11 protein-coding genes, 1 tRNA gene and 4 pseudogenes are annotated in these 13,854 nt (G+C 65.7%); 4 read left to right on the forward strand and 12 right to left on the reverse strand.

Features of this window, described 5'->3' with window-relative positions:
* Window positions 1–34: 34 nt before the first annotated feature.
* From TY51_RS23345 to TY51_RS08770, 8 genes and pseudogenes are all read right to left on the reverse strand, one after another.
* Entirely contained in the window at window positions 35–469 is a 435-nt protein-coding gene (locus TY51_RS23345; RefSeq protein WP_042248468.1) for a molybdenum cofactor biosynthesis protein MoaE, read from the reverse strand.
* A 54-nt stretch (window positions 470–523) separates the two neighbouring features.
* Window positions 524–718: pseudogene (locus TY51_RS23350) on the reverse strand (MoaD/ThiS family protein); the annotation flags it as partial.
* Window positions 708–1,340 (reverse strand): CDP-diacylglycerol--glycerol-3-phosphate 3-phosphatidyltransferase, encoded by a 633-nt coding sequence (gene pgsA, locus TY51_RS08745; RefSeq protein WP_042248431.1) that lies wholly within the window; start codon window positions 1,338–1,340, stop codon window positions 708–710. The gene pgsA and the pseudogene TY51_RS23350, both read right to left, overlap by 11 nt.
* Window positions 1,341–1,416: 76 nt before the next feature.
* The gene (gene uvrC, locus TY51_RS08750; RefSeq protein ID WP_042248433.1) at window positions 1,417–3,267 is read right to left on the reverse strand and encodes an excinuclease ABC subunit UvrC; all 1,851 of its coding nucleotides are present in this window, start codon (window positions 3,265–3,267) and stop codon (window positions 1,417–1,419) included.
* Between the two features lie 300 nt (window positions 3,268–3,567).
* Window positions 3,568–4,296: an SDR family oxidoreductase gene (locus tag TY51_RS08755; protein WP_042248471.1), complete on the reverse strand. Its 729-nt coding sequence runs from the start codon at window positions 4,294–4,296 to the stop codon at window positions 3,568–3,570.
* A gap of 47 nt (window positions 4,297–4,343) precedes the next feature.
* A pseudogene (locus tag TY51_RS08760) lies at window positions 4,344–5,263 on the reverse strand (calcium/sodium antiporter).
* Window positions 5,264–5,371: 108 nt separating this feature from the next.
* The gene (locus TY51_RS08765) at window positions 5,372–6,181 is read right to left on the reverse strand and encodes a S49 family peptidase (protein ID WP_042248436.1); all 810 of its coding nucleotides are present in this window, start codon (window positions 6,179–6,181) and stop codon (window positions 5,372–5,374) included.
* Window positions 6,182–6,225: 44 nt separating this feature from the next.
* Complete coding sequence (locus tag TY51_RS08770) at window positions 6,226–7,251, reverse strand: LacI family DNA-binding transcriptional regulator (RefSeq protein WP_042248440.1); 1,026 nt, start codon at window positions 7,249–7,251, stop codon at window positions 6,226–6,228.
* Window positions 7,252–7,364: 113 nt separating this feature from the next.
* On the opposite strand from TY51_RS08770, the gene TY51_RS08775 reads away from it, so the two are divergent.
* A tRNA-Arg gene (locus tag TY51_RS08775) sits at window positions 7,365–7,441 on the forward strand.
* Between the two features lie 1,062 nt (window positions 7,442–8,503).
* Here TY51_RS08775 and TY51_RS20980 read toward each other — a convergent pair.
* Window positions 8,504–8,880 (reverse strand): annotated as a pseudogene (locus TY51_RS20980) (IS5/IS1182 family transposase); the annotation flags it as partial.
* Between TY51_RS20980 and TY51_RS23355 the strand changes: the two are divergent.
* A pseudogene (locus TY51_RS23355) lies at window positions 8,845–9,236 on the forward strand (transposase); the annotation flags it as partial. The pseudogenes TY51_RS20980 and TY51_RS23355 sit on opposite strands and share 36 nt — an antisense overlap.
* Before the next feature lie 177 nt (window positions 9,237–9,413).
* On the opposite strand, the gene TY51_RS21840 reads toward TY51_RS23355, so the two are convergent.
* Window positions 9,414–9,557, reverse strand: coding sequence for a hypothetical protein (locus TY51_RS21840; RefSeq protein ID WP_156117963.1), 144 nt, complete (start codon window positions 9,555–9,557; stop codon window positions 9,414–9,416).
* A gap of 209 nt (window positions 9,558–9,766) precedes the next feature.
* Complete coding sequence (locus TY51_RS08780) at window positions 9,767–10,054, reverse strand: hypothetical protein (RefSeq protein ID WP_197054699.1); 288 nt, start codon at window positions 10,052–10,054, stop codon at window positions 9,767–9,769.
* 262 nt (window positions 10,055–10,316) lie between these two features.
* Here TY51_RS08780 and TY51_RS22595 point away from each other — a divergent pair, with 262 nt between their 5' ends.
* Together TY51_RS22595 and TY51_RS22600 are read left to right on the forward strand one after the other, a co-directional pair.
* On the forward strand, window positions 10,317–12,080 hold the full coding sequence (locus TY51_RS22595) for a hypothetical protein (RefSeq protein WP_042248446.1): 1,764 nt from the start codon (window positions 10,317–10,319) through the stop codon (window positions 12,078–12,080).
* Window positions 12,077–12,961 carry a hypothetical protein gene (locus tag TY51_RS22600; protein ID WP_042248450.1) on the forward strand — a complete coding sequence of 295 codons (885 nt, stop codon included), beginning with the start codon at window positions 12,077–12,079 and terminating at the stop codon, window positions 12,959–12,961. Before TY51_RS22595 ends, TY51_RS22600 begins: the two co-directional genes overlap by 4 nt.
* 107 nt (window positions 12,962–13,068) lie before the next feature.
* On the opposite strand, the gene TY51_RS08795 is transcribed toward TY51_RS22600, so the two are convergent.
* On the reverse strand, window positions 13,069–13,833 hold the full coding sequence (locus TY51_RS08795; protein ID WP_042248453.1) for a Hint domain-containing protein: 765 nt from the start codon (window positions 13,831–13,833) through the stop codon (window positions 13,069–13,071).
* Window positions 13,834–13,854 lie beyond the last annotated feature (21 nt).

Consider the following 13,854-nt stretch of genomic DNA (forward strand, 5'->3'; position numbering starts at 1 on the left):
CGGCCGGGCATGGGTATTTGGACAACGGAGACGTTCACCACCGGGTCAGCGCGTCCTCGTCCTCGGGGCGGGCGGCGACCCAGCTGGTGGTGCCGTCGCGCGCGATTTCGCGTTTCCAGAACGGGGCGCGGGATTTCAGCCAGTCCATCAGGAAATCGGCCCCGTCAAAGGCCGCGCGGCGATGGCGGGCGGCGGTCGCGACCATCATGATCTGTCCCCCCACCGGGATGCGGCCGTGCCGGTGGATGATCCGCCAGTCGGACAGCCCGAACCGCGATGCCGCAGCCAGACCGTGATCGGTCAGGGCGCGTTCGGTCATGCCGGGGTAGTGTTCGATCTCCAGCGCGTCCAGCATGCCGCCGTCGTCGCGGACGATGCCGGTGAAGGTGACGACCGCGCCGGCCCCCGCGCCAAAGCCCGCAAGCTCGGTCGCCAGATCGAAGGGGTCCGACTGGACGCGGGCGGCCATCAGCCCCCCGTCATCGGCGGAAAGAACGCAACCTCTCGGCGCCGACAGGGGCGCATCCAGGTCGGTCAGCTGCTGATCCACGGCGCAGCGCAGCGCCGCGATGTCGCCGAACGCCGCGGCGTGGCCGTCGGACCGGGCGGCCAGTTCGGCGATCAGCGCGCGCGGGGTCGCGGCGTCGGTCTGTACCGTTTCGCGCGGGTGGCCGACGCGTTCGCGCAGCCAGGCGAAATACAGCACCTCAACCGTCATGGCGCGGCTCCCTGAGATAGGGCAGCGCCTTGACGAAATAGTCCCAGCCCGTCCAGGCGGTCAGCGCGGCCGCGATCCAGATCAGCGTCAGCCCGGCATAGGTCGCAAGCGCGGCCCAGCTGCCCGACCATGCCAGCCCGACCTCGCCCACGCGGGGGGCCAGGCCGTGTTCGACATAGGTCAACCCCGTGCCCAGGAACAGGACCGAGATGGCGACCATCTGCAGAGTGGTCTTCCACTTGGCCAGATTGGTCACCGCCAGCAGGCGCGACTTGTCGCCCAGGTATTCGCGCAGGCCGGACACGAAGACCTCGCGGAACAGGATGATCGTCACCGGCAGGATCAGCCAGGGATTCATCCCGGAATAGCCGGTGATGACGACCAGCGCGATCACCACCATCGCCTTGTCCGCGATCGGGTCCATCGCGGCGCCGAAGCGGCTTTCCTGCTTCCAAGCGCGGGCCAGATAGCCGTCGATCCAGTCGGTGATCGCCGCCCCCATGAACAGCGCCAGCGCCGCCCAATCGGCCCAGGGCCGGTGGAAATACAGAAACATCAGCGGGACCCCGGGGGCCGCCAGCAGACGCAGAAGGGTCAGGATATTGGGAATGTTCCAGCGCATGGCCGCACGCTAGTCGGTGCCGCGGCGGTTGGAAAGGGCCAACGCGCCGCTGGCGGATCTGTGATCCGGACGGCCTTCAGCCCTTGGCGTTGAAATGGTCATAGACCTTCTGCGCCATCGCCGCGGAAATGCCCGGCGCGGCCTGCAGGTCGGTCAGGCCGGCGCGTCCCACGGCCTTGGCGCTGCCGAAATGCTGCAGCAGGGCGCGCTTGCGGGACGCGCCGATGCCCGCGATCTCGTCCAGGGGGTTGGCCATCTGCGATTTGGCGCGCTTGGCGCGGTGGGTGCCGATGGCCCATCGGTGCGCCTCGTCGCGCAGGCGCTGGACGAAGTACAGGACCGGGTCGTTCATCCGCAGCGCGAACGGGCGCTGGCCGTGACGGTGGAACTCCTCCTTGCCGTGGTCGCGGTCCTGGCCCTTGGCCACGCCGATCATCGGGATGTCCTCGACCCCCATCTCGGCCATGATCTCGTGGACGACCGACACCTGCCCCGCGCCGCCGTCGATCAGCAGCAGGTCCGGCCACGCCTCTGTCTGGCGGTCGGGATCGTCCTTGAGCAGGCGGGTGAAGCGGCGGGTCAGCACCTCCTTCATCATGCCGAAATCGTCGCCGGGGGTGATCTCTGTGCCCTTGATGTTGAACTTGCGGTACTGGTTCTTGATCCAGCCGTCCGGCCCCGCCACGATCATGCCGCCGACGGCGTTGGTGCCCATGATGTGGCTGTTGTCATAGACCTCGATCCGGCGCGGGGGGCTGGGCAGTTCGAACGCGTCGGCCAGACCCTCCAGCAGGCGCAACTGGGTGGCGCTTTCGGACATGCGCCGGGCCAGGCTTTCGCGCGCGTTGCGCAGGGCGTTGGTGACCAGGTCGGATTTTTCGCCGCGCAGGGGCACGGCCACGTCGACCTTGCGGCGGGCGCGTTCGGACAGGACCTCGGCGGTCAGATCGGGGTCCTCGGGCGGGTGGGACAGCAGGATCTGGCGCGGCGGCGGGGTGTTGTCATAGAACTGCATCAGGAACGCCTGCATCACCTCGTCCGGGCTCTCGGCCCCGCCAAGGCGCGGATAGAAATCGCGGTTCCCCCAGCTTTGATTGCCGCGGATGAAGAAGACCTGCACGCAGGCCTGCCCTCCCTCCATGTGCAGCGCCACGATGTCGGCCTCGGCCACGCCCTTTGGGTTGATCGCCTGCACCGACTGCACGGCAGTCAGCGCCTTGATGCGGTCGCGAAGGGCGGCGGCGCGTTCGTATTCCATGTTCTCGGCCGCCCGGGCCATCTCGGTCGCCAGATCCGACTGGATGGTCGTGGTCTTGCCTTGCAGGAACCGTTCGGCGTCATTGACCAGGGCATTGTAGTCCGGCGCGCTGATGCGGCCCACGCAAGGCGCGCTGCACCGCTTGATCTGGAACAGCAGGCAGGGACGGGTGCGGGACTCGAACACGCTGTCGGTGCAGTTCCTCAGCAGGAACACCCGCTGCAGCTGGGTCAGGGTGCGGTTCACCGCGCCCGCGCTGGCAAAGGGGCCGTAATAGTCGCCCTTTTCCGACTTCGCGCCGCGGTGCTTCTTGATCTGGGGATAGTCGTGGGACTTGGCCACCAGGATGTTCGGGAACGACTTGTCGTCGCGCAGCAGCACATTGTAGCGCGGCTTTAGCTGCTTGATCAGGTTCTGCTCCAGGAGCAGCGCCTCGGTTTCGGTGTTGGTGGTCAGGAACATCATCGACGCCGTCTCGCGGATCATCCGCGCGATGCGCCCCGAATGCCCCGACGGCCGGGCATAGTTCGACACCCGCGCGCGCAGATCGCGCGCCTTGCCGACATAGAGGACCGCCTGGCTGGCATCCAGCATGCGGTAGACGCCGGGACTGCCGTCCAGCGTGCGAAGGTAATCCTGGATGAGGGCGTGGCCGGTTTTCTGGGTCATGACATGAACTTGGTGATTCTGACCCCCGCTGCAAGTTCCGGGGACCGAAGGCAAGAAGGAAGCTTTCCACGGAATCTGTGGATAAATCTGTGGGTGGGCTGTGAGGATGACCCTGCAGGGCCAGCAATCGTTACAGTTTCGTGAAGTTGCCCTTATTTTAGGCAGAACGGAATGGCTTTGTTATTGTTGGATAATTATTATTCAGGCCGGTTGTGGACAGAAAAATCTTGCAGAATCCGCATCTTGCGACCGTCTTCCACAGTGCCGTGGACAAAATGACAAGATCGTTCCGGATCGGGCCTATTCCGGCCCCAGGACATCGGGCGTGCGCCATCCCAGATGCTGTCCGCCATCGACGCAGATCAGTTGTCCGGTGACCGCACGGGCGTCCAGGAAGTACCCCAGGGCGTCGGCGATGCCTTGGGCATCCGCCCCCCTGCCCAGCACCGTCGCGGCCCTCTGCGCGGCGAAATGACGGTCGCTCTGGCGGGCGCCCTGCAGGGTCGGGCCGGGGCCGATGGCGTTCACGCGGATATCGGGCGCCAGCGCCTGCGCCGCGGTGCGCGTCAGCGACCACAGCGCGGCCTTGGCGATGGAATAGGTCATGAATTCGGGCGTGGGCTTCAGCACCCGCTGATCGACCATGTTGACCACCAGGCCCGATGCCTGCGGTTCGCCGTTCTCGTCGGGCCGGGCCTCGGGGCATTGCGCGGCAAAGGCCTGGATCAGCTGGAACGGCGCGCGCAGGTTCGACCCCACATGCCGGTCCCAGCCCTCCATCGTCGCGCTGCGGATGGTGTCGTATTCAAATATCGAGGCGTTGTTGACCAGCACGGTCAGCGGCCCCATCGCCTGCGCCACGTCCGGGACCAGCGCGGCCGTGGCGTCGGCGTCCAGCAGGTCGACCTGGAAGGCCTGTGCCCGCACGCCCAGGGCGCGCGCATCGGCGACGGTCTGCTCGGCCTCCTCGGCCGACCCCGCATAGTGGATCGCCACGTCATGGCCGCGCCGCGCCAGTTCCAGCGCCATCGCGCGGCCAAGGCGGCGTGCCGCCCCCGTGACCAGCGCGACGCCGGTCACAGCAGCACCCAGGCATAGGCGGCATAACCCGCCAGGAACACCGCCCCCACCGGCCGCGTCAGGCTGATGCCGCGGAACAGGAACGGGAACAGCAGCAGCGACGCCCCCAGCATGACCCACAGGTCCAGGCGCATCATCTCGGGCGGGATGGGCAGGGGGGCGATGATCGCGGTGATGCCCAGAATGCCCAGGATGTTGAAAATGTTCGACCCGACCACGTTGCCCAGGGCCATGTCCGCCCGACCCTTGAGCGCGGATGCGACCGAGGCCGCCAGTTCCGGCAGCGACGTGCCGATCGCGACCAGCGTCAGGCCGATCACCGTCTCGCTGATGCCGAAGCGCGGGCGATCTCGGTCGCGCCGTTGACCAGCAGGTTCGCCCCCACCGGCAACAGCACCAGTCCCAGGCCCAGCCACAGCGCGATGCGGCCCCAGCCCGCGCCCAGGGTCGTGCCGTCCACCTCGGCCTCGTCGGCGCGTCCGGTGGACAGCTGCCGCCACAGGACCGCGCCCAACGCCAGCAGCAGGATCGCGCCCTCGATGCGGCCGATCTCTCCGGTCCAGGCGACGGCGATCAGCAGCAGCGAGGCGAAAATCATCATCCCCCAGCTTTCGCGCAGGTCGTGCCCCTTGGTGACGATCACCGACACCAGCGCGGTGATGCCCAGGATCACCAGCACGTTGGCGATGTTGGAGCCCACGACATTGCCCATGGCGATGCCGCTGGACCCCTTCAGCGCCGCCGACAGCGACACCAGCAGTTCGGGCGCCGACGTCCCGAAGGCCACGACCGTCAGGCCCACGACCAGGGGCGTCATGCCCAGTTTCAGCGACAGTCCGACGGCGCCCTTGACCAGCAGGTCGCCCCCCAGAACCAACAGGGCCAGTCCGCCCAGCACCAGCAGCAGTTCAACGATCACGATGGTCGATCCCCAGAAATTTCTTCAGAAAACGGCGCAGGGCCGGGCCGCGCAGCAGCGCGACGACGACCATGACCAGCAGGAACAGAAGGGCGATGCGCAGCATCATCCGCGGGTGCCGAAACGCTGGAACGCGGCGCGATCCTCGGCCGCGTCCATCAGCAGGTCGGCGGACAGCCCAAGACGGCGCAGCAGCGGCCGGCGCATGCCATGCACCTCGAAGCGGATCTTGTCGCCGTAGAGCGCCTTGAGCCGCGGGACCGGATGGCCGATGCCGTCGGCCAGGCCGAGGCGCACCGATTCCAGGCCCGCCCAGAACTCTCCGGTGAACAGGTCGCGGTCGGGCGCCAGACGCGTGCCGCGGCGGGCGCGGACATGGTCCTTGAAGGCCTGGTGGATCGGTTCCAGGATCGTGTGCAGGCGGGCGACGTCGTCGGGGTCCTGCGGGCGGAACGGGTCCAGCGTCGATTTCGACGTCCCGGCGGTGTGGACGCGGCGTTCGATGCCCCACCGCTGGATCAGCTGGTCGAACCCGAACCCGGCCGAGATCACCCCGATCGACCCCAGGATCGAGCTTTCGTCCGCCCAGATGTCGTCGGCGGCGCAGGCCAGCCAATAGCCGCCCGATGCGGCCACATCCTCGACAAAGGCGTGGACGGGAATGTCGGTCTCATCCGCCAGCCTGCGGATGCGCGCCGCGATCAGCGACGACTGCACCGGCGATCCGCCGGGCGAATTGATGACCAGCGCCACGGCCAGGGGCTTGCCCCGGCGGAACGCGCGTTCGATCACGGGGGCAAGGGCCGCGTCGTTCAGGCCGCCGCCGCGTCCCGCACCGCCGATGGTGCCGGACAGGCGGATGACCGCGACGCGGGGCTTGCGGGACAGAAGTCGGGAGACGACGGGAATACGCATCGCCCACAGATAGGCTTAGCGCGGGCCGCTCACAAGGCGGGACGTCAGGCGGGAACGTCGCGGATCGTGTCGCCGGGCAGAAAGGTCGGGGTCAGCGCGATGATGCGGTTTTCGGGCGCCGCGTCCTTGCCCGACACCAGCCGCGCCGCCCGTCGCCCGACATCGACGCGCCGCGCATCCGTGGTGGCCAGCCGCATCGGCAGCCCGTCCAGCAGGTCGACCCCGTTGAACCCCGCCAGCCCCAGCTTGCCCGGCACGTCATAGCCCCGGTCGATGCAGTGCAGCAGCCCCCCTGCCCCGATCATGTCGTTCGAGAAATACAGGAAATCAAGGTCCGGCGCGCGGGTCAGGATGCGTTCGGTCAGCTCGCGCCCCTTCAGCAGGCTGGAACCGCCCTGATAATATTCCCGCGCCTCCAGCTGGACGCCGGCGGCGGCAAGCCCCTCCTCGAAGCCCAGCAGGCGTTTGCGGGCGCGGTGATCCTCGGGCATGTGCGTGCCGACAAAGCCGATCCGACGATAGCCCGCGGCCAGGATGCGGTCGGCCATCTCGCGCCCCGCGCGGATATGAGAGATGCCGACCAGCGTGTCGATCCCCTCTCCGTCGACATCCATGATCTCGACCACCGGCAGGCCGGAATTCTGCAGCATCGCGCGCGCCGCCTTGCTGTGCTCCAACCCCGCCAGGATCACGCCCGAAGGCCGCCAGGACAGCATGTCGTACAGCACCATCTCCTCGCGCGCGGGGGAATAGTTGGTGACGCCGATCACGGGTTGCAGGCCGGTATCGTCCAGTTCCGCCGAAATGCCGCCCAGCACGTCGGGAAAGACAAGGTTCGACAGCGACGGAATGACCACGGCAACCAGGTTGACGCGCTGGCTGGCCAGCCCGCCCGCGATCTTGTTGGGCACATAGCCAAGCGTCTTGGCCGCGGTCAGCACCTTTTCGCGCGTGGCGGCGGACACATCGCCCCGGTTGCGCAGGACCCGGCTGACGGTCATTTCCGAGACGCCCGACGCCTCGGACACGTCTCTGAGGGTCAGCGGGCGGCGCGGTCGAATGGGCAGCATGGGGCGTTCCGATCTGTGGATACCCGATGTTAGCGAAGGACAGACCCGCCCACAACCGCCCCCCTGCCGCCGCTTGCCAACCGCCCCCCGGTTTCGGTATGGATGCCCCTGCTGGCCCCGTGGCTCAACTGGATAGAGCAGCCCCCTCCTAAGGGGCAGGTTACAGGTTCGAGTCCTGTCGGGGTCACCAGCGCATTTCATTGGTGATGAGGCATAAAGGTGCACCCGCTGTGCACTCTCATGTCCCCCGGTCGAAATGCCCTGCCCCGTTGGGGCCAGACCTCTGATATTTTGCTATCTCCCTCTCACGAACGCTGGAGTGGTGGGCCGCCTGCGTTCCACAGGGTTCAACGGAAAAGTTATCCCTTTCCGCGCGCGCGACGATCATCCCCCATTGAACACCGTCCACCGTCAAGGGGAAGCGTACCGTGTGCGGTGAGGATCGTCCGAACCACGTTGCAGCGGAGGTCGAAAGCCGTAGCGATTGTTCGCGTGGTCAGGTGGTTTCGTGGTTTCGTGGTTTCGTGGTTTCGTGGTTTCGTGGTTTCGTGGTTTCGTGGTTTCGTGGTTTCGTGGTTTCGTGGTTTCGATGGAACGAGGCCCGTCATCCAAGGTCATGACAAGGCTGCAATTGTGCGTCCCGCGCATTTCGTTAGGCGCGGCAAGGTGTGCGGCCCGCCTCAGCCATGGACAGAGACAGAGACAGAGACAGAGACAGAGACAGCATGTCAGTCTCGGTACCGACCGAAGGTCGAGACAGAAAACAGGTGTTCCGGCGCAGCTTTGCACGCATTTTGCGTTTGCATATCCCCTTTTGCCACGACCAGCGTGCGATACGCCTCCATCACGCCGCGACCCCCAAGGCGAACGTTGCCGGAAAAGGTGGCCGCAATCCTGAGACCTACCGAAACTCTATGTCTCAGCATGGCACGCTGGGTGCTCTCCCCCGACATCGTGATCTGCAGTGGCGCGCGTCGCCTCCATGAGAAGTTCGGACAACAGGGTGAAGCAATCATCAGGAAGCCACCTTGCCCGTGTGGTGGTGACCCGTTTGCGAGTCCGGAGAACGCCGGTCTGCGAAAGAGACGCCAGTTCGACAGATGTCGCCCCTATCCCTTACGCCACCCGGCCGATCCCTATCAACTTGGGAAGCTTCTTCAGAAGATCCACGTAAGATGGGGCTAGGGTCAGGCCTCGTTCTTGTTTCATAGCCTGACCATGACAGTTGTGACGCGGGGTCGACGCATGCGTTGACGGCGGAGAGGAAGAACTTCGGGCATCTGTCGTAGCATGTTGCGACCCGGCGCCAGTCCTTGAGCCTGCCGAACATGATCTCGATCCTGTCGCGGCGCTTGTCATGCCTGATTGGCTTGCCGCGCGACGTCCGGCCCGGGATCATGGTTCTATCCCCTTGTCTTTCAACGCTTCCCTGAACCAATCGGCATCACGGCCCCGGTGGGCCAGCGCACTCCGCCTTTGGCAAGCTGTTCGGCAGGGCTGCTGCACCCGTGTCGTCGCTGACTTGGCCTGCCGTCATGAGTTCGAGGACCAATGCTCCGAGAACCGGATCGGGCGGCCATCGGCATCGGTGACGGCATGAACAGCAAACTGCACGCCGTTACTGATGCGGAGGGCCGCTAGATGAGGGTCCATATGTTGGCCGGACAAGTCAGCGACCACACCGGCGGCGGTGCTGCCGGGTGATCTGCCAAAGGCCGAATGGCTGTTGGCGGACCGGGGACATGAGGCTGACTGGCTGAGAAAGGCGTTGGCAGACAGGGAATATAGGTCCGCATCCTCGGCCAGAAGTCTGACCAGACGGTCGTGAAACACGACACGCGCCGCTACAGACGGCATAATCACATCGAGATCATGATCGGGTGCCCTAAAAACTGGCGGCGCGTCGTAACCCGGATCAACACCGATGCCCAAAGACAGACTTTTCCGCCATCGCTTTGGCTGCGACTGTCCCGTTCTGGTTGTGAAACATGATAAGCCCTGAGGCTACTGGCAGGAGCCAAGACACGTTCGCACTCGAGCCAGCCCTATGTAATACGTCACATGCCAAAGGTGACCACATATGTCCTTTCAATGCATGAGCAAGCTCGCAGATAGGTCCAAATTGACCTGCGAAGGCTGCTTCCATGCAGGTGCTTGGAAATTCAAGGATGCCGGATCTTGGGTAATGGGATCACGACGACACGATCACGCTGGTCTTCGGCGACCAGTGCGGCAACTTTTGCACGGACGGTGCTGTAGGCGCCGTTATGTTGATACGATGATAATGCATCATCGATCAGGCGCAATTCGTCCTCGGTAAAAAGTCGGGCCAACGAAATTTCTCCGATTGCTGCCTCAGATAATCTAGCGAAACTTAAAAAGTCGATCTTTTACAATTTGCACTGCATGCATTCAGCACAGATCGGTATGGCCGAGCAAGTAAGGTATATGTGACCCCTTAGAGCCGGGCGAAGTTTCTCGCACGGCCTGAATAGCATTTGCCGACAGCGGATATTCAGGCCGACGGCGTGAAGCGGCGCATGGTCAGTTCCATGACCTCTTCGTCGTCCGGCAGGGGCATCGCGCTTTCCAGCATCACCTTCTGGGCCTTGCCGTCGATCTCGATCATGCCCTCGGCGTACTGCGCCAACTGGTCCTGGGTCATCTCTGTCCTGGTCTTGATCCGGATGTAGTCACCGCCCGTATCGACGACTTCACCCAGCAGTTCGGGGCCATCTTCCAGGGTCAGGGTCGCATCGGTCATCATCCACTCCTCGATCGGCTGCTCCGTTGCAGCGCCCATTCGAACGCGCAATTGCGGGAATAGGTCCACGACTTCCCTTGCGGCAGCCGCGACGTCGACCAGCAGCCATCGGTCGCTGCGGCCCGCCGATCATATTCCATAGCCCTTGGCACGGCCATCTGGGCCTTGGACCGCGATTCCGACGTAAACGCCGCCAAGCAGCAGGCCAATCCGACGCACGCAACGCGCGCATGGTTAACGGAACGTTACCGTGAAGGCTGTGTAAGGGGCGCTGCAACCATCGCAGATCGGAGACGCCACCATGCCGACCGGAAAGATCGCTGCCCGCCTCGGGGTCATCAATAACGAGAGTTCCCGCCCCTTCGTCAACGCCTTCAAGCAGGCGTGGTCATGGCAGGCCGACCGCGGCGGCGCGCAGTGGGATGCGCTGGTGGCCGGGGGGCACATGACCGCCGGGGGACGCCTGATCTCGATCCCGCCGAACTCAGGCGGGTTCCGCACCCGCCTGTTCCACAACATGCCCGCCGCCGCCGGTGGCACCGGCCGCTGGCGCCTGCGGTGGGAGGGGACTTGCACCATCGACGTCAATGGCGGCACGAACATCAATCGGTCGGTGCCGAACGAGATCCAGTTCGACTTTACCGCCAACGGCTCCAGTTGGGTCGACATCATCGTCCGCACCATCAACCCGGCCGGCGGGCAGATCCGCAACATCCGCCTGAACCATCGCGACGACTGGGCCGATGCCGACCAGGGCGCGATCTTTCGCCGCCAGTACCTGGACACGGTGCGCGGCTATGGCGCGCTGCGCTTTGACGAGTGGATCGGCATCCTGACCGGTACCGACCAGGGCGGGCTGCGCATCACCACCTGGGCCAGCCGCGCCCTGCCGACCGACGAGATCTTTTACCGTTTCGTGCCGTACGAGTGGATGGCCGCCCTGTGCAACCAGGTGGGCGCCGACATGTGGCTGTGCCTGCCCACTGCGGCGAACGACGATCACATCCGCCAGTGCGCCACGCTGATCCGTTCGCTGATGCCCGCGCCCCGGCATGTCTATGTCGAATACAGCACCAAGACCTGGGACTTTTCGGGCACCCCGCAGGCGCATTACTGTGCCGAACAGGGCCGTGCGGCGTTTGGAACGGCGACGGGGTCCGAGTTCCGCAACTGGTACGGGATGCGCGCGACGCAGATGGCGCAGGCCTGGCGCGCGGTCTGGGGCAACGATGCCCGGCTGCACACCGTGGTCCAGCACCAGGCCGATTGGGTCGGCGGCGAGGCCGACATCCTGATCGCGCCACTGTGGCGGGACCGCAGCGGTACGCGCGGCCTGCCCGCCTATGTCGCGCCGCATTCGGTGATCGACATGCTGACGGTTCACGCACAGATCGACGGCGGCATGGCCTACGGCGCGCGCGTGGCCCAGATCGACGGGTGGCGCACCACCCTGTCCCAAAGCGCGGCCTTTGACCGGATGCGCGACCAGATGCTGACCGGCACGAACTGGGCGGCCGATCGCACCGTCAGGGCGCTGACCCCCAAGTGGAGGCACTATCGCACCGAGGCCACGAAGTACGGCATGGAACTGGGCGCCTATGAGGTCGGCAACCATCTCAACGGCGTCGGTGGCAGCACGGCGACGCGGACGTTCCTGCACGCGTTTTCGGTCAGCCCGCAGATGGGCGCGGTCTATGCCGCCACCATCGCGGCATTGCGGGCAGAGGGGTTCGACGGCCCGATGGCGATGTCGGTCGAGTGCAGGTTGCCGGACGCGAATGTCTGCCACGGCCTGCAGCGTTGGCTGGGCGACCGCAACCCGGCCTGGTCCGCCGTGAATGCATTGATGGACACCACGCCGGTCCCCACACCCACGCCCAATCCGGTGCCGACGCCAACGCCTACTCCCACTCCCAATCCCACTCCTACCCCGACGCCTACGCCTACCCCTGTGCCAACCCCTACCCCGGTGCCGACGCCCACGCCGACGCCCGTTCCGACCCCGACCCCACGCCGACGCCGACCCCCGTGCCGGTCGTTCCCACCCCACAGGAGCCTTCCATGAGCGACCGCAAGAAGCTGACCGATGTCCTGGCCGTCCTGCAGTCGACGGCGGCAGACCTGCAAGCCTATCTGGCGGCGCAAACGGCCGTGACGCCTGCCCCGGTCCAGCCCGCTCCTGTCCAGCCCGCTCCGGTCCAGCCCGCGCCTGTCCAGCCTCCTGTCGCGCCGCTGTTGCCCACGGGCTATCGCGCCACGCAGGACTTCAGGATCGATCGGACCTTGTCCTATGACTGGAGCGCCGCGGCGGGCATCAACATCTTCCTGCCGAACTGGGCCGGTGGTGACCGCGGCAACGGCGTTGGCGGCAGCTTGGGAACGCCCGCCCGCGTCCTCTACAACGGAGACAAGTCCGTCGCGATCACCGCGGCGATGGTGGCGGGCCAGTGGCGAAATGGTGCGCTGCAGATGAACCGTCCGGCCAGCGCGATCGGCAAGTGGGGCGCGGTGGTCACCAGCCACACCGCAAGCGCCGTCAACGCGTTCTTCACCCATGCCGACAACGGCAAGGAGCTGGACTTTGAACTGATCAGGCGCAATGGCGTGATCGGTTGGGCCCCTGCCGTCCACATGCCGCGGACGGGCGGCGGACGCGCATCGTCCGACCGCCGCACGCTGGCCCTTGGCGAGTTCAAGCCGGGCGTCCCGCAGCGACTGGAGTTCGAGCTGTTCGCCGATCGCTGCGTCTTTTCGATCGACGGCAGGGTCTTCGAGACGATCCGCCACGCGGACATGGCGGCCGGCTTCATCTGGGACACCACGACCGGAATGGCGGCCCTTGCCACGATCGAGCGGCACGCAGCCTGGGCCGGATGGGGTGTCGACGACCATGCACGGGAAAGCCGGATGACCATCCACGGCTTTGCCCTGCCCACGATGCCGTAAGCGCGGCCCAAGGGCTGCCATGCCAACAAACATGCCCCGCCATCGTGCGGGGCATGGTCATGAAGGGAATACAGGGCCGGCTACGGTGGTGACGACCATATCCCTGCTTACGCGGCTGCGGGCAGGCGGTCGTCCAGGTGCGACAGGCGCGGTGCGACGGGGTTCGCCGCGTGATGCTGTACCAGATGCGGGAAATCATTGGCCAGCTTCAGGTCCTTGGTCATCAGCAGGCTTTCCGCCACCAGAACCGGACCCGAAGGATCGCCCTTGGCCGACAGCCAGCTGTGATCCTCGACCAGGATATGGAAATAGCTGCGCCCGTCGATCAGGCCGCGCTTGGCGCTGACCGCTTGGGCCTCGACGTTGAAGCCGTCGACATGCACGCCATGATTGGCAGAGATGCGGACCCCGTCCACGGTGATGGGGCGGTCCCGGAACTGCGTCGGCTGCCACGATCCGACCGACAGGACCCGCTGCGCACCCTTGGAGGTGGTGACGATATCCCCGGCCTTGATGGTTTCGACCGCGACCCAGTCTCCATCCGCCAGGATCAACGTGCCCTCGCAAAAGCACGGACCGCCAAGGTCCTGGGGCGGGTTGGACCCGGAGTCGTTGCCGCCGCGCGTGCCGAAATACAGCAGCGCCAGCGGGATCAGCGCCAGCCAGTAGTTGGGCGCAGTGCCGACCGATGCGACGGGGGCGGCCGCTGGCGAGAACTCGACGATCGGCGCAACATAGCCGCCCGCATAGGCTGCGGCGGTGCTGCCGAAGGCCGTGACACCGGCCACCAGCCCCTGCAGAATTCCGCGCGAGGTCTTGCCGGCGACAGGGAATGCCGAAATGCGATCGGGGTCCATTTTGAAAATGGCCATGATACGAGATCCAATTCACTT

Source organism: Paracoccus sp. PAMC 22219 (assembly GCF_000787695.1).
Lineage (GTDB): Bacteria > Pseudomonadota > Alphaproteobacteria > Rhodobacterales > Rhodobacteraceae > Paracoccus.